Source organism: Tianweitania populi (assembly GCF_014652875.1).
GTDB lineage: Bacteria > Pseudomonadota > Alphaproteobacteria > Rhizobiales > Rhizobiaceae > Tianweitania > Tianweitania populi.
In genome coordinates this window covers 913,384-936,789 of sequence record NZ_BMZQ01000002.1, presented here as the reverse complement: position 1 = coordinate 936,789, position 23,406 = coordinate 913,384, and the positions used below count along the sequence as shown (strand labels likewise).

Sequence of the window (23,406 nt, the reverse complement as noted above, 5' to 3'; positions counted from 1 at the left end):
TGATGGGCCTTGCTCTAGCGCAAGAAAGCGGCAAGGTCACGCGCAATGACGCAAGATTCGCTTGGGGTTCGCGTGGTGCCGGTTCTCGTGCCGATGCCTGCCGAAGCTCCATATTCCTACCAAGTTCCACCCGGCATGCAGGTCGTGCCGGGCTCGATCGTGCGCGTCCCGCTTGGACCGCGCGAAGTCGCCGGGATCGTTTGGGACGGCGAAGGCGGCTCGGTGGATGCGCGCAAGCTCAGGCCGATCTCGGAAGTGTTCGATTGCCCGCCTGTCACGGAGCGCATGCGCCGCTTCGTGGAATGGGTTGCAGGCTACACGCTGGCCGCGCCCGGCATGGTCGCGCGCATGATACTGCGCGTGCCGACCGCCTTCGATCCCGAGCCTGATATCGACGGTCTGGTGCTGACCAACCGCCATCCCGATCGCATGACGCCGGCACGCACCCGGGTACTGTCCATCGTGGAAGAACACGGCGGCGACCTGGCCTGGACACGCTCCGGCCTCGCCCATGCCGCCGGCGTGTCGATGACCGTGGTGGATGGGCTGGCCGCGCAAGGCGTGTTCGAAAAGGTGCAGATCCCCACGCGGCCCGTGGTTGCCGAACCCGATCCGGATTACGCCGCGCCCACGTTGAGCGACGGCCAGGCAGAAGCGGCCGAAGCCTTGCGGCTGCGCATCACCGACGACGCCTTTTCCGTGTCGCTGATCGATGGCGTCACCGGCTCGGGCAAGACGGAAGTCTATTTCGAAGCCATTGCCGCAGCCCTCAAGGAGGGCCGTCAGGTGCTGGTTCTCGTGCCGGAAATCGCGCTGACTCAAGCCTTCCTCGACCGCTTCCATGATCGCTTCGGCGCCAAGCCCGCCGAATGGCATTCCGATCTCGCTCCCCGGATGCGCGAGCGCGTCTGGCGGCAGGTCGCGGAAGGCCGCGTGCGCGTGGTCGCCGGGGCGCGCTCGGCCCTGTTCCTGCCTTTCAAGGAACTCGGCCTGATCGTGGTCGATGAAGAACACGATCCCGCCTACAAGCAGGAAGATCGCGTCTTCTATAATGCGCGCGACATGGCGGTAGTGCAGGGCCAGCTCGGCGGTTTCCCGGTGGTGCTGGCATCTGCCACGCCATCGGTGGAAAGCCGCGTCAACGCAACGAGCGGGCGCTACGGCCTCGTTTCGCTGCCCGCCCGCTATGCCGAAGCCGCCCTTCCATCGATTCGGGCCGTGGACATGCGCCGCGCCCCGCCCGCCCGCGGCAACTTCCTGTCGCCGGTTCTCATCGACGCCATGCGCGAAAGTGTGGAGAGCGGCGAACAGGCGCTGCTGTTCCTCAATCGTCGCGGCTATGCCCCGCTGACGCTGTGCCGCGTGTGTGGTCACCGCTTTCAATGCCCGCAGTGCTCGAGCTGGCTGGTGGAACACCGTTTTCGCGGCCAGCTGATCTGTCATCATTGCGGCCATCATGAACCTAAGCCGGATGCCTGCCCGGAATGCGGCACGCTCGATCATCTCGTCGCCTGCGGCCCTGGCGTGGAGCGGATCGCCGAGGAAGTGGACGCGGCCTTTCCCGACGCGCGCACGATCGTGCTGTCGTCCGACATGCTGGGCGGCACCAAGCGGTTGAGGCTGGAACTCGAAGCCATCGCCAAGGGCGAGGCCGATATCGTGATCGGCACGCAGCTCGTCGCGAAGGGTCACAACTTCCCCAACATGACGATGGTCGGCGTCGTGGATGGCGACCTCGGCCTTGCCAATGGCGATCCCCGCGCTGCCGAGCGCACCTTCCAGCTGCTCAGCCAGGTGACGGGCCGTGCGGGCCGCACCGGCAAGGCGAGCCGTGGCCTGATCCAGACCTACCAGCCCGATCATCCCGTGATGCGTGCGCTGGTCTCAGGCAATTCGGACGCCTTTTATGCGCAGGAAATCGCCGAACGCCGCCGCGGCCACCTTCCCCCCTTCGGTCGTCTGGCCGCCATCATCGTCAGCGGCGAAACCAAGGCCGAAGCCGAAACCCACGCCCGCGCCCTGCGCCGCGCAGCACCCGAATCCGACCTCATCGACATTCTCGGCCCGGCCGAAGCCCCGCTGGCACTCATCGCCGGCCGCCATCGTTTCCGCCTGCTGATCCAGGGCGAACGCAAGGCCGACATCCAGACTTACATCCGCACCCTGCTCGCCACCGGCCCCAAGTCGCGTGGATCGCTGCGGGTCCAGGTCGACATCGACCCGCAGAGTTTCCTGTAAGTGCGATGCTTCAGCTGCGGTGATGCAAACGCAACCCCTCTCGCGCTAGAACAGCCAAACTGAGCGATTCGCAGGATCCGCATGAACCTCGCATTTCCCTGGCCAATCACGAATGGCGAGTGGCTGGCTTTCACATCCGCCGCGATCACGGTTTTGTTTGGCCTGGCTTTGCTGATCGCGCCGGCCTTGTCGTTCCGCATCCTGCGCATTGCTCCGCTGCCTGGGCATCCCGAAGCGATCAGCGAGGGACGCGCGACCATAGCGGGTTTTTATCTCGGCGTTGGGCTCTGCTGCCTGCTCACCGGCCAGTTCTGGGTCTATCTGGCATTGGGCTTTTCCTGGGCTTTCACTGCCTTCGGCCGCCTGGTTTCGATCCTTTCCGACAAGGCGAGCACGCCCTTCAACTGGATGCGCCTCGTGCTGGAATGCGCTCTGGCTGGACTGGCGCTGGCCTTCGCGCTGGGATTCGTCGCCTGATCGACGGGACGCTTCGGTCCGCTGCGACAAATCTGTTCAAATCGTGGCCGTCCGCTATGTTGCGGCACCGTTTTGCCTGTGCTAGACGGCAATCGACTTTTGGCCGGAGGGGGTGGCAAAGCCGCTTGCTTCAGCCTGATTTGCACACAAGGTCAAAGATTTAAGCCAGAGTCCAAGTGCTCGCGCCACAATCTGCGGTCCTTAACCCTGCGGCCCTCAAGGCAGAGAGAAAAGACGTAACGTGGCTCAATCCACTTCGCTGATCGCTGGTGTTGCCGACCGCTACGCGGGATCATTGTTCGACCTCGCGCGCGAAACAAACAGCATCCCCGCTGTTGAGGCTGATCTCACCCGTTTCGAGGCTCTGCTTCATGAGAGCGAGGATCTGACCCGCCTCATCAAGAGCCCGGTTTTTTCCGCTGAAGACCAGGAAAAGGCGCTCGCCGCCGTGCTGCGTCAGGCCGGCATCACCGGTTTGGTCGCCAATTTCCTGCAGGTTGTTGCGCAGAACCGCCGTTTGTTCGCCGTTCCCGGCATGATCCAGGCCTTCCGCCGCATCGCTGCCGATCATCGCGGCGAAGCAACGGCCGAGGTCACCACGGCGCATGCGCTGACGGAAACCCAAGAATCCGAATTGAAGGCTGCGCTGAAAAGCATCGCCAACAAGGACGTATCAATCAACGTGACTGTTGATCCGACCCTTCTCGGCGGCCTCGTCGTCAAGATGGGCTCACGCCAGATCGACACGTCGCTCAAAACGAAACTCGCTTCGCTTAAGCTCGCACTGAAAGAGGTCGGCTGATGGATATCCGCGCCGCGGAAATTTCCGCAATTCTGAAGGACCAGATCAAGAACTTCGGTCGCGAGGCCGAGGTTTCTGAAGTTGGTTCGGTTCTTTCCGTTGGTGACGGCATTGCCCGCGTCTACGGTCTCGACAACGTCCAGGCGGGCGAAATGGTCGAGTTCCCGGGTGGCATCCGCGGCATGGCGCTAAACCTCGAAAGCGACAATGTCGGCGTGGTTATCTTCGGCGCCGACCGCGACATCAAGGAAGGCGACACCGTCAAGCGCACCGGCGCGATCGTGGACGTGCCGGTTGGCCGTGGCCTGCTCGGCCGCGTTGTCGACGCCCTCGGTAACCCGATCGACGGCAAGGGCCCGATCGTGTCCGACGAGCGTCGCCGCGTCGACGTCAAGGCTCCCGGCATCATCCCGCGCAAGTCCGTGCATGAGCCGATGTCGACCGGCCTCAAGGCCATCGACGCACTGATCCCGATCGGCCGTGGCCAGCGCGAGCTGGTGATCGGCGATCGCCAGACCGGCAAGACCGCCATCATCCTGGACACCTTCCTCAACCAGAAGCCGCTTAATCAGGGCGACGACGAATCGCAGAAGCTGTACTGCGTTTACGTTGCCGTTGGTCAGAAGCGCTCCACCGTTGCTCAGTTCGTGAAGACGCTCGAAGAGCGCGGCGCACTGGAATACTCGATCGTGGTTGCCGCAACGGCCTCCGATCCGGCTCCGATGCAGTTCCTGGCACCGTTCGCCGGCTGCGCCATGGGCGAATTCTTCCGCGACAACGCCATGCATGCCGTGATCGCCTATGACGATCTCTCCAAGCAGGCCGTGGCTTATCGCCAGATGTCGCTGTTGCTGCGCCGTCCGCCCGGCCGTGAAGCTTACCCTGGCGACGTGTTCTTCCTGCATTCGCGTCTCCTGGAGCGCGCTGCAAAGCTGAACGACGACAATGGCAAGGGTTCGCTAACGGCATTGCCGGTTATCGAAACGCAGGCCAACGACGTGTCGGCCTATATTCCGACCAACGTGATCTCGATCACCGACGGCCAGATCTTCCTCGAGACCAATCTGTTCTTCCAGGGTATCCGCCCTGCCGTGAACGTCGGTCTTTCGGTGTCGCGCGTCGGTTCGTCGGCCCAGATCAAGGCGATGAAGCAGGTTGCCGGCTCCATCAAGGGCGAGCTCGCCCAGTATCGTGAAATGGCTGCCTTCGCGCAGTTCGGTTCCGATCTGGACGCCTCCACGCAGCGCCTTCTGAACCGCGGTGCGCGCTTGACCGAGCTTTTGAAGCAGCCGCAGTTCTCGCCACTGAAGACGGAAGAGCAGGTCGCGGTGATCTATGCCGGCGTCAACGGTTACCTCGACAAGCTGCCTGTGAACCAGGTCGGCAAGTTCGAGCAGGGCCTGCTGTCCTACATGCGCAGCGAAGGCAAGAGCGTTCTCGAGACGATCCGCCAAGAGAAGCAGCTGTCGGATGCGACGCGTGCCAATCTCAAGGCGTCGCTCGACGCTTATGCCAAGACCTACGCGTAACCGACCCGAGGATAGAGCCGCCGCATGGCTTCCCTGAAAGAACTTCGCAACCGCATCGCTTCGGTTAAGGCGACGCAGAAGATCACCAAGGCGATGCAGATGGTCGCCGCGGCGAAGCTGCGTCGTGCCCAGGAAGCAGCGGAAGCCGCGCGGCCTTATTCCACGCGCATGGCAGCCGTTCTGGCCAATATCAGCCAGGCCGTTGCCGATGGCGGTGACGCCCCTGCCCTGATGACGGGCACGGGCAAGAGCGACGTGCATCTGCTCGTTGTTGCGACCGCCGACCGCGGTTTGGCCGGCGCCTTCAACAGCCAGATCGCGCGCTTTGCCAGGGATCATGCTCGCAAGCTGATCGCCGAAGGCAAGACGGTGAAGATCTTCACCGTTGGCAAGAAGGGCAACGACATCCTGCGCCGCGAGTTCGCCTCGCTGATCGTCGAGAAGGTCGAACTGCGCGAAGTCAAGCAGATCGGCTTCACCAATGCGGAAGCAATCGCCCGCCGCGTTATTGAGATGTTCAATGCCGGCGAGTTTGACGTCTGCACCCTGTTCTATTCCGAGTTCAAGTCGGTGATCAGCCAGGTTCCGACCGCACAGCAGATCATCCCGGCGAGCTTGCCGGCTGTGGCTGGTGCTGTTTCGGGGACGAACGGCGCCGTCTATGAGTATGAGCCGGATCCAGCTGAGATCCTCAACGATCTCATCCCGCGCAACATTTCCGTCCAGATTTTCCGTGCGCTGCTTGAAAACGTCGCTGGTGAGATGGGTGCCAAGATGAGCGCCATGGACAATGCGACGCGCAATGCCGGTGACATGATCAACCGTCTGACGATTACCTACAACCGTCAGCGTCAGGCGCAGATCACCAAGGAACTCATCGAAATTATTTCGGGCGCGGAAGCGCTCTAAAAACCAATCGCTCGGAGGCGAAAGCCACCGCAGCCCCAGAGAAAAGGGTTAGATACGATGGCAGAAGCCAAGACCGGCCGCATCTCGCAGGTCATCGGTGCCGTGGTGGACGTGTCCTTCGACGGCGAACTCCCGGCGATCTTGAACGCGCTCGAGACCGACAACGGCGGCAACCGCCTCGTTCTCGAAGTGGCGCAGCATCTCGGCGAAAACGCCGTTCGCTGCATCGCCATGGACTCCTCCGAAGGTCTCGTTCGCGGCCAGTCGGTGCGCGACACCGGCACCCCGATCATGGTTCCCGTCGGCGAAGCAACGCTCGGCCGTATCCTGAACGTCATCGGCGAGCCGGTTGACCAGGCTGGTCCGGTTCCTTCGGACTCCCGCCGCGCCATCCACCAGGAAGCCCCGCCTTACGTCGACCAGTCGACCGAGGCGCAGATCCTCGTCACCGGCATCAAGGTCATCGACCTGCTGGCGCCTTACGCCCGCGGCGGCAAGATCGGCCTGTTCGGCGGCGCTGGCGTCGGCAAGACGGTTCTGATCCAGGAACTCATCAACAACGTCGCAAAGGCGCATGGTGGTTACTCCGTGTTCGCCGGCGTTGGCGAGCGCACCCGCGAAGGCAACGATCTCTATCATGAGATGATCGAGTCGGGCGTTAACAAGGATCCGCACGAGAACAACGGTTCGACCGAAGGCTCCAAGTGCGCCCTCGTGTTCGGCCAGATGAACGAGCCGCCAGGTGCCCGCGCCCGCGTTGCTCTCACCGGTTTGACGATCGCCGAGCACTTCCGCGATCAGGGCCAGGACGTGCTGTTCTTCGTGGACAACATCTTCCGCTTCACGCAGGCTGGCTCGGAAGTGTCCGCTCTGCTCGGCCGTATCCCGTCCGCCGTGGGTTATCAGCCGACGCTGGCAACCGACATGGGCGCGATGCAGGAGCGCATCACCACCACCACCAAGGGTTCGATCACCTCGGTGCAGGCCATCTACGTGCCCGCCGACGATTTGACCGATCCGGCTCCGGCCGCATCCTTCGCTCACTTGGACGCGACCACGACGCTGAACCGCGCGATCTCGGAAAAGGGTATCTACCCGGCCGTTGATCCGCTCGATTCGACCTCGCGCATGCTCGACCCGATCATCGTCGGCGAAGAACACTACACGGTCGCCCGTCGCGTTCAGGAAATCCTTCAGCGCTACAAGTCGCTGCAGGACATCATCGCCATCCTGGGAATGGACGAGCTGTCGGAAGAGGATAAGGTCACGGTCGCTCGCGCCCGCAAGATCGAGCGCTTCCTGTCGCAGCCGTTCTTCGTGGCCGAAGTGTTCACCGGTTCGCCCGGCCAGCTGGTTCCGCTCGAAGACACGATCCGCTCCTTCAAGGGTCTCGTGGACGGCGAATACGACCATCTGCCGGAAGCCGCCTTCTACATGGTCGGCTCCATCGACATGGCCGTTGAAAAGGCCAAGCGTCTCGCTGCCGAAGCAGCCTGATCAACCAAGCATCCCATGACCGGCGAGTTTTCATCGCCGGTCATTTCAGCTGATATGTGAGACGTCATGGCCGAGCCCTACAAGTTCGAACTCGTTTCGCCGGAACGCCTGCTCGTTTCGGAAAGCGTTGAATCGATTGTCATTCCCGCCACCGAAGGCGAAATGACGGTGATGGCGAACCATTCGCCGGTGATGACCACGATCAAGCCCGGCATCGTGACGGTGAAGACGGTTTCCGGCAAGGAAGATCGTTACGTCGTGTATGGCGGCTTCGCAGATATTCTTCCGGACACCTGCACCCTTCTGGCTGAGTCGGCCACGCATATCGATACGCTCGACAAGGCCGACATTACGGCCCGCGTTGAACGCGCACGCGCCGATATCGGCAGCGCGCCGGACGATCATGCCCGCACCCGCGCCGAAGAGTTCCTGCATCATCTGTCCGCTCTCGGCGACGCAGTCTGAGGTTGAACGGCTATGACCGGCCGTGTCGTCGTTGTCGGCAATGGCCGGCTGCCGCGCGATCTGACGGATGAGGTCGAAAGCGCCGACTTCGTTTTGCGCTTCAACGAGCCAAAAGAATCCATTGGCCTGTCGGGCGTCAAGACCGACATGCTGATGGTGAGCAATTCCGGCAAGCCCATGCAGCGCCGGTTACGCGATCCCGGTTACTTCCGCTCTGCCATCGTGCAGAACGCCGGTGAGATCGTTTTCCCCTACCACCCCTACGCCATTCGCACCTACATGATCCGGCCGAACTGGATGTCGAGCCTGCGCGGGCGCAAGGCGGACTGGACCATCCAGGCCGTTGAAGCCTTCGGCATGGCCGGCAAGGAAGTGCGGATCATGCCGCCGTCCTTCTACGAGGATGGCTGCGCCGAGCTCGGCATTCCCCGCGAACGCATGCGGACCGTGTTCCCCAGCACCGGCTATCTCGGCCTGCGCCACGTCTTCCACCATTACCCCGAGCACCACGTTCAGATTTGTGGGTTCTCCTGGGAAGGTTGGAAGCGTCATGCTTGGTCGGACGAGCGCGGTTGGGTTGAAAAGAAGATCGCCGACGGCCGCTTGACCATGATGGCCTGACGACCAGCCGATTTCGGGCAACTGGCCTATGCGGCCATGATGGTTTTGCTCGACATTTCTTTCGGTTCCTCCATCTTGCGGGGTGGTGCGGGTTAACTGGAGGGCTTGAAAACCATGGATCAATCGCTGGACATTTACATCGGCTGGGACTCGCGCGAGCCGATCGCTTACGACGTTGCCGAGAAAACGCTGAAGGACCATGCCAGCGTGCCGGTGCGGGTCTTTCCAATCAAGGTGCAGGAGCTGGTGGCGCAAGGTGCTTACACCCGTGACATCGACCCGCTCGCGTCCACCGAGTTCACCTACTCACGCTTCTTCGTGCCTTATATGGCCGGCTTCAAAGGTTGGGCACTGTTTTGCGACTGCGACTTCCTGTTTCTCGATGACATCGCCGAGATCCTGCAATATCGCGATCCCTCGCTCGCGGTGGCCTGCGTGAAGCACGACTATACGCCGAAGGCCACGGTGAAGATGGATGGCAAGGTGCAGACCAACTATCCGCGCAAGAACTGGTCGAGCTTCATGCTCTTCAATTGCGAACACCCTTCGACCCAGCAATTAACGCCGGAGCGGATCAACCGTGAAAGCGGCGCTTATCTCCACCGGATGCAATGGGCAGCCGACGACGACATCGGCGAGATCCCAACGCGCTGGAACTGGCTGGAAGGCTGGAACGAGAAGCCCGAGACCGGCACGCCGGGCGCGGTCCACTTCACCAATGGCGGCCCTTGGTTCAGGGACTGGCAAAATGTCGATTACGGCGATGAATGGCGTGCCGAGGCCGACAAAGTCGAGCCGGGCTGGCAGCCGATCTGATCCGGCACTCGGCCAAATGAAAAGGCGGCACCTGCAAAGGGGCCGCCTTTTCCTTATCTGCGATCTGCATCGCTAAACCCATTTGCCCCTTCTTGTGAGCCTAAGGGTAGTCAGCCGCAACAGCTTACGCGAGCGGCTTGCCGGCAAGATGGCCGAACACTTCAACCACCTGCAGATAGACTGAGCGCTTGAACGGCACGATCAGGTCCGGCAGTTCGGCCATGTCCTTCCATTCCCAGGCGTCGAATTCCGCTGTATGGCCTCCGGGCGGTGGGTTGATTTGGATCTCGCTTTCGTTCCCGTTGAAGCGGAATGCAAACCAGCGCTGCGTCTGCCCGCGATAGCGGCCCTTGAAGGCCACGCCGACCAGATGCGGCGGCAGATCGTAATTGATCCAGTATGGGGCCTCTTCCAGCAGCGCCAGGCTCGTCATGCCCGTTTCCTCGTAGATCTCACGCAAAGCCGCTGGCAGCGCTTCCTCGCCCTCGTCAATGCCACCTTGAGGCATTTGCCAGAGCTGAGTCGTGCCAGCCGTTTCGCTGCCTTCTTCCGAGATGCGGTGACCAGCCCAGACTTTTCCGTATGCGTTCAGCACCATGATCCCGACGCACGGACGATAGGGCAGGGTTTCGGGGTCTATGTGCGTCTTATGCGGCATGACTACATCACTTTGCGTTCTGGATTGCCCGTTCTGCGCTTCCATATGCCTGTTCTCTGACAGTTTGAAGGCACTGTTCAGCGGCGTTCGGGATCATCCGCCACGGCGGTGATCGGCACGATTTCGACGCCACGTCGGCGGACTTCGGCGGCCCAGGCGGTGACCGTGTCCACGGTCACATCGAAGGCGGAACCGGTGCCGACGGCAAACCCGTTGGCGCGGGCGGTGCGTTCGAGATCGTCGAGCTTCCCAAGAATCTCGCCGCGCTCGCGAACCGCATCGATCTGCATGTCGGACGCCGCGAAAGGAACGCGGTTCGCTTTGGCCAGCGGTTGCGCTTCGTTACGTGCGGTCGAGCCATCGTCGACATAGGCCAAGCCGCGCTTGCCGAGTTCGGCCATCATGGTTTCAACGGGCTGCGTTTCGCCAAGAAAGCGCGCACCCATATAGTTCATGACGCCGACATAGTTGGTTGTGCGCGCCAGCACCCATTGCAGGTTCTCGACCGTCTCGGATGCCGGCGCATCCACGGTCAGCGTCGCGCGTCCGGGATCAACCGACGGGTAGTCGAACGGCTCGAGTGGCACTTGCAAAACGATCTCATGCCCGCCTTGCCGCGCCGCCTGCATCCAGCGCGACAAGCTGTTGCCGCCAGACGCGAAAGCCAGCGTGATCTCCGGGGGCAGCTTCTCAATCGCTTTCTGCGTGCCTGTCTGGCTGACGCCAAGACCGCCGATGACCAAGGCAATGCGCGCGCCGCGAGCACCTGACCATGGCCGCGCATAAACGTCGAACGGCCGCCGCCCATCCGCCGCGCGTTGAGGCAGCGGCCCATTGGAACTCGCTTCGATCAACGCTTGATCCGGCAGATGCGCGATATGCGCGTCCTGTGCCGGCGATGACGTATTGCGGATGATCGTGGTGCCTTGCGAGGAGTTCGGATCCGGATTGACACGGATGATCGCTGGACCGCCTGCCGGATCATTGGACAGGCTGGGTCGAGGAGCGGGAGTGGGTTCCGCCTCGGATGCGGCCGTTTGTACGGGGACGGAGACCACCGCAGCGCTCGGCATGCGAATGCCGCGATCGCGCAAGGCGATGGCAGTGGCGCTGCCGGCAAGCGCAATAGCCACCACGGTAGTGAGCATCGACGATGACGTGAAACGCGGGGATCGTGTCGGCTTCGCCGGACCCCGAATGCCCAGGCCAAGCGGCAGGTCGATGTCCCGAATGCGCGTCGTGTCTCCGCCCCGCTCCTGCCCCGCCATGTGACCCGATCGACCTCAGACCTGCTTTTGCATCATCCCGGAATCAAATGTCCGGCGAAGGGGTTCCTCCGCCGGACATGATAACTTCTATTAGCGCGATGCGCTTACTGGTTCATCACCGCCTTGTCGGGGTTCGGCGGGAAGGCGGCATCGGTCTTCGCGCCGCGGATCAGGTCCAGTGCGTATTGCAGCTGGATGTCGTCCTTGGCTTCCGGCGGCACATAGGATGCCGAACCCGAACCCTCGTCGCTTTCTTCCACGCCCTTGATGTGACCGCGCAGAGCGGACTCACCACGGCTGCTGTCGCGGCCCTTGAACTCTTCCGGCAGCGGCTGGTCGACCTTGACGTCAGGCGTAATGCCCTTGCCCTGGATCGATTTGCCGGCTGGCGTGTAGTAAAGCGCCGTCGTCAGGCGCAAAGCACCGTTTTCGGCCAGCGGGATGATGGTCTGCACCGAACCCTTGCCGAAGGACTGGGTGCCGAGCACGGTGGCGCGACGGTGATCCTGCAAGGCACCGGCAACGATCTCCGAGGCACTCGCCGAACCGCCATTCACCAGAACGATGAGCGGCTTGCCGTTGACCAGATCGCCCGGACGCGCATCGAAGCGCGAAATGTCCTGCGGATCGCGGCCACGGGTCGAAACGATCTCACCACGGTCGATAAAGGCGTCCGATACGCTCACGGCCTGGTCGAGCAGACCGCCCGGGTTCAAGCGCAGATCGATCACATAGCCCTTCAGCTTGTCATCCGGCAGCTGCTTGCGGATGGTGTTGATGCCTGCCTGCAGATCGTCAAACGTCTTTTCGGTGAAGGAGTTGATCTTGAGATAGCCGACATCGCCCTCGACGCGAGCGCGCACGGCCTTCACCTTGATGACGTCGCGAATAACGGTAAGCTTGATCGGCTTGTCCGCGCCATCGCGGATCAGCGTCAGTTCTATCGGCGTATTCACCAGACCGCGCATCTTTTCGACGGCGTCGTTGAGCGACAGGCCACGCACCTCCTGGCCATCGATCTCGGCAATTAGGTCGCCCGCCAGAACGCCAGCCTTGGCAGCGGGCGTTTCATCCATTGGGGTGATGACCTTGATCAGGTCGTTTTCCATCGTGACTTCAATGCCAAGGCCGCCGAACTCGCCCTTCGTCTGGACGCGCATATCCTTGGCTGCCTCTTGGTTGAGGTAGGAGGAATGCGGATCGAGCGAGGTGAGCATGCCGTTGATGGCATTCTCGACCAGCGACTTGTCGTCCGGCGGTGTCACATACTGCGCGCGCACGCGCTCGAAGATGTCACCGAAGATCGCCAGCTGGCGATAGGTTTCGGAACCCGCGGCATTCGCTGTCGAGCCGGGCGCACCGTAGACCACGCTCATCGCCGAAGCGCCCATCAAGGCGCCGGCAAACAACAGCGACAGCTTACGAATCATTTGCAGTCCTTCCAGCGATCCGCTCCGACCACCAGGGTGTCGGGTCCACGGGTTTTCCATCTTTCCGGAACTCGACATAAAGGTCAGGTCCGGTGCTGCCGTCCTTCAGTGGAACGGGGCCAGCGACCCTCGTTTCACCCATTGCTCCGATCGGCTCACCCGCCAAAACGGCCTGGCCAAGCGTCACGCTGATTCTGCCCATTCCCGCCAGCACGACATGATAGCCGTCGCCAGCGTTGAGGATCAAGAGTTGACCGTATGACCGGAAGGGTCCCGCATACAAGACGCTCCCCCCTGCCGGTGCGGTAACAATTGCCCCGGATTGTGTTGTAATGGTGTCTCCCATTCTCACGCCGCCGTTATTGTCGGCTTCGCCGAAACGCGCGGTGCGTCGCCCAGTAGCTGGGAGGCTCATCTGTCCTTTCAAGGCCGCAAACGGAATCATCGACAGGCGATAGGCCTCGGGAATGGGCTTGTTGAGCTCCGCTTCTTCGCGCGCCAGCCGCTCGACCTCCGCTTTGGCTGCCGCTTCCGCCGCGGCACGGGCGGACTGCCCTTCCTTTTCAAGGTTTGCTATCAGCTCCTGGAAAGAGGATGCGGACGCTGCGAGCTGTTCGGACCGCTTCTGCTCGGCAGCATAAACGGCTTCGGACTGGGTCTGCAGCCGCTGCTTTTCTTCCAGCAGCATGCTGAGCCGCTGCTTTTCCGCCACCTGCTCTTCCGCCGTGGCATTCAAGCGACCGCGCTCGGCTTCGATCGAGGCTGCCACCCGCGACAGTTCCCGGAGATCCGCCAGCAGCGTTTCGGTCTCCTGGCGCAGTTCCGGCACCACAGCACCCAGCAGAATGGCGCTGCGAACGGACGAAAGCGCGTCTTCCGGCTTCACCAGAATGGCCGGCGGGGGGTTGAGCCCCATGCGCTGCAACGCCGCCAGCACTTCCGCCAGCACGGCGCGACGGCCTTCCAGCGAGGCCTTGATGCCGTCTTCCTCGCCACGCAGGCCGACCAGCCGGCCGCTGATTTCCTCGACGTCTTCGGCGAGCTTCTTTTCAGTTTTCGCAGCCTGGATCAGCGCCGCCGTCACCGAAGCGCTGTCTTTCTTCAGCGTCGCTATGCCTGCCGAAATGGAGGCCATCCGTTCTTCCGACAGCTTGATGTCGTCCAGCGCGCGTTCGTAGTCGGCTTGTGTTCGCGCCCGTCGCGCTTCGATCGCCGCAACCGGATCGTCAGGCTGCGTCTGCTCGGTGGAAGCAGCTTCGTCTTCTTGCGCATGGAGAGGCGCGGCAGAGGCCAGCAGCAGGCCAAGCGCGATCAAAAGACCGCCCTTCCCCCATGCTGCCGATGCCTTGCCTGAACCCATACCGCTTCATCCCTCGCCCGGATCGGCTAACGCGCGGATCGTAGGTCGGCTTCGTAAAGGAAGCATCAACCATCGGCCCGGCTGCAACGCCGTTCTTCCCAAGCGAATCGCACTTTCTCAAGGCGAGCTTACGCGGGGCCTTCAAGAAGGCAGCGTTCAAACGCGATGATAGGGGTGACCGGACAGGATGGTAGCGGCGCGGTAAAGCTGTTCGCCTAGCATGACGCGCACCATCTGATGCGGCCAAGTCGCCGCGCCGAAGGAGATCAGCGCGGTTGCCTGATCCCGCAAGGTGGCGGCATGGCCGTCCGGCCCGCCAATGGCGAAAGTGAGCTGCCGCAAACCGCGATCGCGGTGGTCGGCAATCAGTTGCGCAAAGGCCGGCGATGCAAGGTTCTTGCCGCGCTCGTCGAGCAGGATCAGCCCGCCGGCGCCAAGAGCAGCGTCGAGCCGGGCCGCTTCTTCGCGCATCCGCTCGGCCGCCGTGCCCAATCGGCTTTCCGCGCTTTCCGCCACTCCGGCAAATTCCAAGCCGAGCGGCGGCCCCGCTTTGGCGAAGCGGTCAAGGTAGCGATCGGCAAGCTCCCGCTCTGGCCCGGCCTTCATCCGACCGACGGCATTGATGCCGATCCGCATTGAAACCTCAGAATGCCCGTGTCAGTGCTTGGTCCCATCGTCGAGATCAGGCGTCTGCCACATCTTTTCGAGGTTGTAGAACTCGCGCACCTCGGGCCGGAAGACGTGGATGATGATGTCACCCGTATCGATCAGCACCCAGTCGGCACTTGGCAGGCCTTCGACGCGCGCATTGTTCACGCCGCTGTCCTTCAGCGCCTTCATGAGGTGTTCGGACACAGCCGCGACATGACGGTGCGACCGACCGCTCGCCACGACCATATGGTCGCCGAGGCTCGATTTCTTCCGGATGTCGATGGCCACGATGTTTTCCGCCTTGGAGTCGTCGAGACTGGCAAGAACGGTTTCGAGTTGGGAGGTCGCAGGCGCTTGGGCGCCGATCTCGACCGGCGAAAGCGGTGTTTCCGCCTCCTTCCGCAGTTCTGTTCTCAGTGTCTTCCCTTTCTAAGGAACAACGATGCGCCACCCTTGGCGCACCCTATAGATAGGCGCAGTTCGGTGACGGTTTCAATAACAATGGCTGGACAGTGTATCAGGTCTTCGTGCCTTTGGCTTGTGCCCGCAGCGCCGTCGAGCTCAAGGTCGAGCGCGGACCATGCAAAAAGGTCCAGGCCGGCGCCCGCCGACTGGCCAGAACTTCCGAATCCGTTTCGTCTTCGCGGGCATGAGCAAAGGTTTTGGCCATCACCGAAGACAGGAAGGACAGGGTCGCGCCCGGCCGGTCGATCACGGCGATCGGGAAGGTCATGGCAATCGCCCGCCAGCGTTCCCAGCGATGGAAGCTCGCCAGACTGTCGGCGCCCATGATCCAAACAAAATGCACGCCGGGATTGCGTGCCTTGACCAGGGCCAATGTGTCGGCGGTGTAACGCACATTGGCGGCCGCCTCGAATGCCGTCACTTTGATGCGTGGATCCTCCGCCAGCTTCACGGACAGGCGGATGCGCTCGGCCAAGGGCGCCAGCTCGCGCGTACTCTTAAGCGGATTGCCCGGCGTTACCATCCACCACAGCTGATCGAGCCGCAGCTTGCGCAACGCGATCTCGGCCACAAGCGCGTGCCCCGCATGCGGTGGATTGAACGACCCGCCAAACAGGCCGACTGCCATGCCCTTTTCGACATAGGGCATGCGCAGATACTGGTGCGGAACATCCGCAGGTCGACCCTGTTCAGGCACGAGCGGCTTCGCTGATCGAGACGGGAAATCCCTTGCGCAGCGAATTGCTGACCATGCAACTCGCTTTCGCCGCTTCGATCACGGCGCCCGCATCCGAACCGTCGATGAGCGTGCAATCGACCTGCATCGCGGCCGACTGTGCCAGCAAAGGGTCGCCGTCCAGGGTGAGCGTCACGGTAACCGCCACGGGTCCAAGCTGCACGCCCATCTTTTCGGCCGTATATCGCAGATCGTTGCAAAAGCAGCCGCCGAGCGACAGCGCCAACATCTGCGCGCCATTGAAGCCCAGACCCATTCCGCCCGCCATGCCATCCGGGCGATCGACCACAAGCGTGTGGCCGCCAGCCCAGCCAAGTGCTGCCTGCGTGCCTTCGATGTTGCGCAGTTCAACCGTTGCAGTGCGCGCCGTCGATGAGGATGCTTCCATGGTCACGCCTCCTCCGCTAATCGCTTTAAGGCCGAACCTGGCCAGAGCCATGAACGCGGTAGTTGAACGAAGTCAGTTGCTCGACGCCCACCGGGCCGCGCGCGTGCATCTTGCCGGTGGCAATGCCGATCTCGCCGCCAAAGCCGAACTCACCACCATCGGCGAACTGGGTCGAGGCATTGTGCAACAGGATTGCCGAGTCGATCTCGTTGAAGAAGCGCGCGACCACGGTTGCATCGTCTGCAATCACCGCTTCGGTGTGGTGCGAGGAATAAGTATCGATATGGGCAATCGCACCCTCGATGCCGTCGACCAAGCGCACGGAGAGGATCGCGTCGAGATATTCGGTGCGCCAGTCGTCATCCTTCGCCGGCTTGGCGGCAGGAAAACGTTCCAAGACATCACTGTCGCCACGAATCTCGCAGCCGGCTGCGCTTAGCGCTTCAAGCATCTGCAGGAGATGCGTGTTGGCCGCCGCACGGTCCACCAGCAGCGTTTCGGCCGCGCCGCAGATGCCGGTACGCCGCATCTTGGCGTTGACGATGAGGCTCACCGCCATGTCGAGTTCAGCCGAACGGTCGACATAGACATGGCAAAGCCCTTCGAGATGGGCAAAGACCGGCACACGCGCATCGGCCTGCACGCGCGAAACAAGGCTCTTGCCGCCGCGTGGCACGATCACGTCGATGGCGCCGTTCAAACCGGCCAGCATCTCGCCGACGGCAGCACGATCGGTGGTTGGCACCAGCTGGATTGCGTCGGCCGGCAGACCCGCCACTTCCAGCCCGCTTTGCAGGCAGACATGAATCGCGGCGGACGTGCGCGCCGAATCCGAGCCACCGCGCAGGATCACAGCATTGCCGGCCTTGAGGCAGAGCGCGCCGGCATCGGCCGTCACATTCGGCCGGCTCTCATAGATCACGCCGATCACGCCCAACGGCGTGCGCACGCGTTCGATCTTCAACCCGTTCGGCCGCTCCCAGGCAGCCATCACCGAGCCGACGGGATCAGGCAGATCGGCGATGGCCTCGATGCCCGCAGCCATGGCTTCGATACGTGCGTCGTTCAACTGGAGCCGGTCCATGAAGGACGCCGACAAGCCAGCCGTATGACCGTTGGCCAGATCGATCGCATTGGCGTTGAGGATCGCCGGCGCGCCTGTTCGGATCGCTGCGGCCATCGCTTGTAGCCCTGCGGCCTTCGTTTCCGGTGCAGCCAGTGCCAGCGGCTTCGTCGCGGTGCGCGCCTTGCGGCCGATTTCGGCCATCACCTCGGTGACTTCAGTCTTTTCAAGCAGATTCAGCATGGCTTGTTTCCTGCACGATGGCGTCGCTGCGTGCGGCCTGCCTCGTCATCACGAGATCGTCGCGATGCACCATGGCCGAGCGCGCTTCATAGCCCAGCACATCAGCCACCTCCGTGCTTTTCAGGCCCGCAATCTGCAAAGCGTCGCCGGAATCATAGGCCGCAAGCCCGCGCGCGATTTCCGCGCCGTCAGGGCCAAGCACCGCGATCGTGTCGCCGCGCTCGAACACGCCGCTGACGCCGGTCACACCGGCTGGCAGCAGCGACTTGCCGGCAAGCAATGCGTTGACCGCACCGCCGTCCACCGTCAGCCGGCCTGCAGGCTCCAGCTGCCCGGCAATCCAGCTCTTATAACCGCGCACAGGATGGTCCCACGCCTTGAAGAAGGTGGCACGCTCGCCCTTGTCGATGGCGGCCAGGGGATGCAGGCGGTCACCGGCCGTGATGATCATCGCCGCACCCGCCGCCGTCGCGATCTTGCCGGCATCGAGCTTGGTGCGCATGCCGCCGCGCGACAGTTCGGACGCCGCAGCACCCGCCATGGCGTCGATCTCACCCGTGATCCGCTCGACGTAAGGCACGAACTCGGCATTCGGGTCGCGCTGCGGAGGGGCGGTGTAAAGCCCGTCGATATCGGACAGGAGCACCAGCAGGTCGGAATTCATCATCGTGCCGACGCGCGCAGCCAGCCGGTCATTGTCGCCGTAACGGATTTCGGAGGTCGCAACCGTGTCGTTCTCGTTGATCACGGGAACGGCGCCAAGCTTCAACAGCGTGCCGATCGTAGCGCGCACATTGAGGTAGCGGCGGCGTTCTTCGGTATCGCCGAGCGTCACAAGCACCTGACCCGATTTCAGGCCGACACCAGCCAGTTCCTCGGACCAGGCGCCAGCCAGCGCGATCTGGCCGACCGCCGCCGCCGCCTGGCTTTCTTCGAGCTTCAACGGCCCGCGCCCTAACCCCAGGATGGTGCGGCCAAGCGCGATCGCGCCGGACGATACGACAAGCACATCTGCGCCCGCCTGCCGTAGGGTCCCGATGTCGCGCGCTAGCGAGGCGAGCCATTGGCGCTTCAAACCGCTTTCGCGATCCACCAGCAAGGCCGAGCCGATCTTGACGGTGATGCGCCGGTAAGAGCTCAGCTCGCGCTGCATCAGGACTCGCCCTTCTGCCAGCGGGGATCCTCGACCTCCGGCTCTTCCTGCTTTCGCGCAGCCTGCACGACTTCCATCAGCGCGCGCAGCACCGTTTCCGTGCCCTCGTTCGTGGCGGCCGACAGCACCAGCGGCGTCTTGCCGGACGCCTTGTTCAGCGCCTTGATCTTCTCCTTGCGGGTTTCCCCATCGATCGTGTCGGCCTGGCTGAGAGCCAACACTTCCTGCTTTTCATCCAAACCGCCGCCATAGGCTTCGAGTTCGTTGCGCACGGTTTCATAGGTGTAAGCGACATCCTCTTCCTGCGCGGATACAAGGTGCAGCAGCACACGCGTGCGCTCGACATGGCCGAGGAAACGGTCGCCGATGCCAACGCCCTCATGCGCGCCTTCGATCAAACCGGGAATATCGGCGATCACGAATTCACGCGCGTCGATGCGCGCTACGCCGAGACCGGGATGCAGGGTGGTGAAGGGATAATCCGCGATCTTCGGCTTGGCGGCAGTGACCGCCGCGAGGAAGGTGGACTTGCCGGCATTGGGCAGGCCGACGATGCCGGCATCGGCGATCAGCTTCAGCCTGAGCCAGATATCGCGTTCCTGGCCTTCGATGCCGGGATTGGCGCGGCGCGGTGCCTGGTTCGTCGAACTCTTGAAATGCGCATTGCCGAAGCCGCCATTGCCGCCCTTGGCGAGCAGCACCTTCTGGCCGATTTCGGTGAGGTCGGCGATCAGCGTCTCGTTGTCGTCCTCGAAGATCTGCGTGCCGGCCGGAACCTTGAGGATGACGTCCGACCCCTTGCCGCCAGCAAGGTTGCGGCCCATGCCGTGAACGCCGATTTGCGCCCGGAAATGCTGCTGATAGCGGTAATCGATCAGCGTATTGAGGCCTTCGACGGCCACCGCCCACACATCGCCGCCGCGCCCGCCATCGCCGCCATCCGGACCGCCGAACTCGATGAATTTCTCACGGCGAAACGAAACCGCGCCGGCTCCGCCGTCACCGGATCGAATATGAACTTTTGCCTGGTCGAGAAATTTCATCGTGTCGTCTGCCTCTTAAGCGCCGTCGTGTAGCGCAAACGCCGCGAAAGCGCGAGAGGCCGACGAAAAGCAGCTTCGAAGAGCTGGTATCGCTGGGAGGATATTCGCTTGCCTGCGAGGCGCGAAACCGATGGAAGCCTTTCGGCTTTCAAGGCTTTCGCAACAAAGCAGGCGAGCGAAGAGACCCCAGCGATCAGTGGCGGAAGTGGCGCATGCCGGTGAACACCATCGCCAGGCCATGCTCGTCGGCAGCCGCAATCACCTCGTCATCGCGCATGGAGCCGCCCGGCTGGATCACGGCCGTCGCACCCGCTTCCACCGCAGCCAGCAAACCGTCGGCAAAGGGGAAGAAGGCGTCGGACGCGACAACCGCGCCCTTGGCCAGCGACACATCCAAGCCGGCGGCCTTGGCTGCATCCTGCGCCTTGGAAGCGGCGATGCGCGACGAGTCCACGCGGCTCATTTGGCCCGCGCCAATGCCCACCGTCGCCCCATCCTTAACGTAAACGATAGCGTTCGACTTCACATGCTTGGCCACCCGGAAGGCGAAGCGCAGATCGGCCAACTCCTGCTCGCTCGGCGCGCGCTTGGTCACGGTCTTCAGGTCGAAATCATCCACCACGCCATTGTCGCGCGATTGAGCAAGGAAGCCGCCGGCAACCGTCTTCACGGCCATGCCCGGCGCACGCGGATCCGGCAGGCCGCCGGTCACCAGCAAGCGCAGGTTCTTCTTCGCGGCGATGATGGCGATCGCTTCATCCGTGGCGTCCGGCGCGATGATTACTTCGGTGAAGACTTTGACGATCTCTTCCGCAACCGCCGCGTCGATCGTGCCGTTCAACGCAACGATGCCGCCGAAGGCCGAAACGGGGTCGCAGGCCAGAGCCTTCTTGTAGGCATCGACCAGCGTGGCGCCGGTTGCAACGCCGCAGGGGTTTGCATGCTTGATGATGGCGACTGCAGCACCCTTTGCCGGATCGAACTCGCCCACCAGCTCGAACGCCGCATCCGTGTCGTTGATGTTGTTGTAGGACAGCACCTTGCCCTGCAACTGCCGCGCGGTCGCAACGCCGGGGCGGTTCTCGCCCGTCTTGTAGAAGCCGGCCGTCTGGTGCGGGTTTTCGCCATAGCGCAACTCGCCTGCCACCGTACCGCCAAGGCTGTTATAGGTGGTCGAAACGCCTTCAACCGCACCGGCAAACCACGAGGCAATGCCAGCATCGTAAGCGGCCGTGCGCGAATAGGCCTTGGCCGCGAGCCGCTGGCGGAAAGCCAAGCCGACACTGCCCTCGCCCGCCTTCATCTCTTCCAGCACGGACTGATAGTCGCTGGGATCGACGACCACGCTGACATAAGCATGGTTTTTGGCAGCCGCGCGCAGCATGGCCGGTCCGCCAATGTCGATATTCTCCACGATCGAAGCGTAATTCGCGCCCGACGCGCGCACGCTTTCGAAGGGATAAAGGTTCACCACGAGCAGATCGATCGGCTCGATGCCGTGCTCGACCATTGCCGCCTTGTGCTCGGCGTCGTCGCGGATCGACAAGAGCGCGCCATGGACGCTTGGATGCAGCGTCTTCACCCGGCCGTCCATGATCTCGGGAAAGCCTGTGACATCCGACACGTCCGTCACCGGCAAACCGGCTTCGGCGATCGCCTTGGAGGTGCCGCCTGTCGAAAGGAGCGTCACGCCGGCTTCGTGCAGCGCGCGGGCAAACTCCACCGCGCCGGCCTTGTCGGACACGGACAACAGCGCGCGCTTGATGATAACGCGGTCAGGTGCCGGAATGTTCTTGGAGGGGACGGCCATGGCAGGAGATCTCGGGCTTCGCTGGGGAAGCCCGGACCTAGGCCATGGGCGCGGTCAAATGCAAGCGCCGAAGGGCGTCAGCTTGTGATTCTTGTGAAACGCCAGGCTAGTGTCGGATGTTCGGCGGCATCGTAATGCAGCACGATCTGCTTGGTGCGCGCCGGGCCTGCCAGTCCCGCAAAGAAGATTGAATCCTCGATTTCGGGAAGCACCTCACCGCAACGGAAGATCCAGCCTTCGCCGTCGCGGCCTTGAATGACGAGGCTGTCGCCGTCGCGATCCAGCTCGGCATCGGGATGCACATGAAAGCGGATCGCGACATGCCCGCTGCGCGGCAAACCGTTGCCGGCGGCATGGAAGCGATCGATGCCCTCCAGCATCTGGCCGCCATCCGAGAGGACGAGCTGGCGTTCATGGAACAGGCCGAAACGCTGAAGATAGCCGTCATGACTGGCGATGAAGCCCTGCAGGGTCGAACCGTTGCGCCCCTCATCCAGCCGCCGCGAACGCACCACGCGCGGGCCTGCCACCAGCGGCGTGCCGATCCATCCGTTCATGCCCGCCAGGTTGAAGCGGGCCGAAGAGGCATCGTTGAACACGGCGGTGGAATGCGCAGCTGTGGCGCGGGCCAGCGGGCGGAAATCGCGCGCGCCGAACGTATCCACGCCGGCATTGACGATGAATGAGCGCCGCGATGAGGACAGTTCAAACGACAAGCAACCGGCATGCGCTTGCGCCGACTGGTCGACCGCCGGTGCTGGGCCGGTATCGGCAATCACCGTCGTGCCGCCCATCGACAAACGCTCATAGCCGGAATGCGGCGCATGAAGCAGCGGCGCGGCACAGGCATCGTCATGGCGCAGAATGGCGGCGACACGGTCATGAACGGTGACGCCCATGCCGTTGAAGCGCGCCAGCGAGCCGTCCTGATGGCGGAAGAAGCGCAGCGCCGGCAGCATCCGGTCCACCGCGCCCATCAAGGCCTGCGGCGGCGTCGCGGACTGGTTGGCATAGGTTTGCCGCAGCGGCAGCAGGTCGGCGAGCAGTTCGAGAACGGCCAGCGGGCTGCGCGAGATATGACCGCCATCGGGCAGGATCTGGCGGTCGAGTTCTTCCGCAAGGCAGCGCGTGGCGGTGCGCAGAGTTGCGGCCGGCACCGGCAGCGACAAGGCCGCAAAAGCCAGTGCGATGCGGGCGCGCAACCGGTCTTCGCCCACCGGCATCTCGGCGGCCACAGCGCGCAAATAACGCACTTGCACGCTCAGCGCCTTCAGGAACTGGCGATAAAAGGCGAAGTCGGCACCTTGCAGGATGATCGAGGAATGCTGCAGCCAGCTGATCACGCGGCTGGCCGTGATGCCCGCATCCCAGGCGGGATGGCTGATGCGCTTGCCGTGCAGGCCGATCCACTCGCCAACCAAGGCGCGAGCGTTAACGGCTGCCAGTTCAGTCTGCGCGGCGCGCAGATGTCGCAGCCAATGAAAGTTCTGCAGTGCTTCGACCCATTCCGGCGAAGCAACCTTGATGTCGAAGGGCGAGCGGCCGCTGGTTTCCACCACCTTGCCGGCAAACGGAAAGCGCCCGTAATAAATGTCCTGCGCGATCTGCGGATCGGCGAGACGCAGGTCGGGCGGCGCAATCAGCAGCCGGTCAGGGGTGCGGCCGGCATAACGGAAGCGCCAGCCCGGACCGGCACGCAAACGCCGGCGCGTCTTGCGCCACAGCGCCTTTGCCACCAAGCCCCAAAGCTCCGGCGCTTCTACGGCAGCACTCACTCAACCATC

General features: G+C 63.0%; 22 protein-coding genes. 9 read left to right on the top strand and 13 right to left on the bottom strand.

Annotated features, from left to right (window positions below; all coding sequences use genetic code 11):
* Positions 1-45: 45 nt before the first annotated feature.
* From IE166_RS13830 to IE166_RS13790, 9 genes are all read left to right on the top strand, one after another.
* Positions 46-2,238 (top strand): primosomal protein N', encoded by a 2,193-nt coding sequence (locus IE166_RS13830; protein WP_189504767.1) that lies wholly within the window; start codon positions 46-48, stop codon positions 2,236-2,238.
* A gap of 81 nt (positions 2,239-2,319) precedes the next feature.
* The gene (locus IE166_RS13825; RefSeq protein WP_189504766.1) at positions 2,320-2,715 is read left to right on the top strand and encodes an AGROH133_08824 family phage infection protein; all 396 of its coding nucleotides are present in this window, start codon (positions 2,320-2,322) and stop codon (positions 2,713-2,715) included.
* 241 nt (positions 2,716-2,956) lie between these two features.
* Complete coding sequence (locus IE166_RS13820; RefSeq protein ID WP_189504765.1) at positions 2,957-3,517, top strand: F0F1 ATP synthase subunit delta; 561 nt, start codon at positions 2,957-2,959, stop codon at positions 3,515-3,517.
* Positions 3,517-5,046: a F0F1 ATP synthase subunit alpha gene (gene atpA, locus IE166_RS13815; RefSeq protein WP_189504764.1), complete on the top strand. Its 1,530-nt coding sequence runs from the start codon at positions 3,517-3,519 to the stop codon at positions 5,044-5,046. Before IE166_RS13820 ends, atpA begins: the two co-directional genes overlap by 1 nt.
* A gap of 24 nt (positions 5,047-5,070) precedes the next feature.
* Positions 5,071-5,955, top strand: coding sequence for a F0F1 ATP synthase subunit gamma (locus IE166_RS13810; RefSeq protein ID WP_189504762.1), 885 nt, complete (start codon positions 5,071-5,073; stop codon positions 5,953-5,955).
* Between the two features lie 57 nt (positions 5,956-6,012).
* Entirely contained in the window at positions 6,013-7,452 is a 1,440-nt protein-coding gene (gene atpD, locus IE166_RS13805; protein WP_189504760.1) for a F0F1 ATP synthase subunit beta, read from the top strand.
* Positions 7,453-7,518: 66 nt separating this feature from the next.
* Entirely contained in the window at positions 7,519-7,917 is a 399-nt protein-coding gene (locus IE166_RS13800; RefSeq protein WP_189504758.1) for a F0F1 ATP synthase subunit epsilon, read from the top strand.
* 12 nt (positions 7,918-7,929) lie between these two features.
* A complete protein-coding gene (locus tag IE166_RS13795) occupies positions 7,930-8,538 on the top strand; it encodes a hypothetical protein (RefSeq protein WP_189504756.1) in 609 nt (202 codons plus the stop codon).
* Positions 8,539-8,652: 114 nt separating this feature from the next.
* On the top strand, positions 8,653-9,354 hold the full coding sequence (locus IE166_RS13790) for a glycosyltransferase (protein WP_189504754.1): 702 nt from the start codon (positions 8,653-8,655) through the stop codon (positions 9,352-9,354).
* Positions 9,355-9,478: 124 nt separating this feature from the next.
* On the opposite strand, the gene IE166_RS13785 is transcribed toward IE166_RS13790, so the two are convergent.
* The 13 genes from IE166_RS13785 to IE166_RS13725 form a co-directional block, all read right to left on the bottom strand.
* Positions 9,479-10,012: an RNA pyrophosphohydrolase gene (locus IE166_RS13785; RefSeq protein WP_189504752.1), complete on the bottom strand. Its 534-nt coding sequence runs from the start codon at positions 10,010-10,012 to the stop codon at positions 9,479-9,481.
* 77 nt (positions 10,013-10,089) lie between these two features.
* On the bottom strand, positions 10,090-11,280 hold the full coding sequence (locus IE166_RS13780; protein ID WP_189504750.1) for a divergent polysaccharide deacetylase family protein: 1,191 nt from the start codon (positions 11,278-11,280) through the stop codon (positions 10,090-10,092).
* Positions 11,281-11,384: 104 nt separating this feature from the next.
* Positions 11,385-12,710: a S41 family peptidase gene (locus IE166_RS13775; RefSeq protein WP_189504748.1), complete on the bottom strand. Its 1,326-nt coding sequence runs from the start codon at positions 12,708-12,710 to the stop codon at positions 11,385-11,387.
* Positions 12,700-14,070: a murein hydrolase activator EnvC family protein gene (locus tag IE166_RS13770; RefSeq protein ID WP_189504746.1), complete on the bottom strand. Its 1,371-nt coding sequence runs from the start codon at positions 14,068-14,070 to the stop codon at positions 12,700-12,702. Before IE166_RS13770 ends, IE166_RS13775 begins: the two co-directional genes overlap by 11 nt.
* A 156-nt stretch (positions 14,071-14,226) precedes the next feature.
* Positions 14,227-14,706, bottom strand: a complete 480-nt coding sequence (gene rlmH, locus IE166_RS13765) for a 23S rRNA (pseudouridine(1915)-N(3))-methyltransferase RlmH (RefSeq protein WP_189504744.1) — start codon at positions 14,704-14,706, stop codon at positions 14,227-14,229.
* A 21-nt stretch (positions 14,707-14,727) separates the two neighbouring features.
* The gene (gene rsfS, locus IE166_RS13760) at positions 14,728-15,087 is read right to left on the bottom strand and encodes a ribosome silencing factor (protein WP_244641525.1); all 360 of its coding nucleotides are present in this window, start codon (positions 15,085-15,087) and stop codon (positions 14,728-14,730) included.
* 151 nt (positions 15,088-15,238) lie between these two features.
* Positions 15,239-15,835 carry a nicotinate-nucleotide adenylyltransferase gene (locus IE166_RS13755; protein WP_189505975.1) on the bottom strand — a complete coding sequence of 199 codons (597 nt, stop codon included), beginning with the start codon at positions 15,833-15,835 and terminating at the stop codon, positions 15,239-15,241.
* Between the two features lie 40 nt (positions 15,836-15,875).
* On the bottom strand, positions 15,876-16,310 hold the full coding sequence (locus IE166_RS13750; protein ID WP_189504742.1) for an OsmC family protein: 435 nt from the start codon (positions 16,308-16,310) through the stop codon (positions 15,876-15,878).
* Between the two features lie 25 nt (positions 16,311-16,335).
* Positions 16,336-17,616 carry a glutamate-5-semialdehyde dehydrogenase gene (locus tag IE166_RS13745; RefSeq protein ID WP_189504740.1) on the bottom strand — a complete coding sequence of 427 codons (1,281 nt, stop codon included), beginning with the start codon at positions 17,614-17,616 and terminating at the stop codon, positions 16,336-16,338.
* Positions 17,600-18,769: a glutamate 5-kinase gene (gene proB / locus IE166_RS13740; RefSeq protein ID WP_189504738.1), complete on the bottom strand. Its 1,170-nt coding sequence runs from the start codon at positions 18,767-18,769 to the stop codon at positions 17,600-17,602. Before proB ends, IE166_RS13745 begins: the two co-directional genes overlap by 17 nt.
* The gene (obgE, locus tag IE166_RS13735; RefSeq protein WP_189504736.1) at positions 18,769-19,812 is read right to left on the bottom strand and encodes a GTPase ObgE; all 1,044 of its coding nucleotides are present in this window, start codon (positions 19,810-19,812) and stop codon (positions 18,769-18,771) included. The genes proB and obgE overlap by 1 nt, the downstream gene beginning before the upstream one ends.
* Positions 19,813-20,005: 193 nt before the next feature.
* Positions 20,006-21,622, bottom strand: coding sequence for a bifunctional phosphoribosylaminoimidazolecarboxamide formyltransferase/IMP cyclohydrolase (gene purH / locus IE166_RS13730; protein ID WP_189504734.1), 1,617 nt, complete (start codon positions 21,620-21,622; stop codon positions 20,006-20,008).
* Positions 21,623-21,699: 77 nt separating this feature from the next.
* A complete protein-coding gene (locus IE166_RS13725) occupies positions 21,700-23,397 on the bottom strand; it encodes a heparinase II/III family protein (protein WP_189504732.1) in 1,698 nt (565 codons plus the stop codon).
* Between the last annotated feature and the right edge of the window lie 9 nt (positions 23,398-23,406).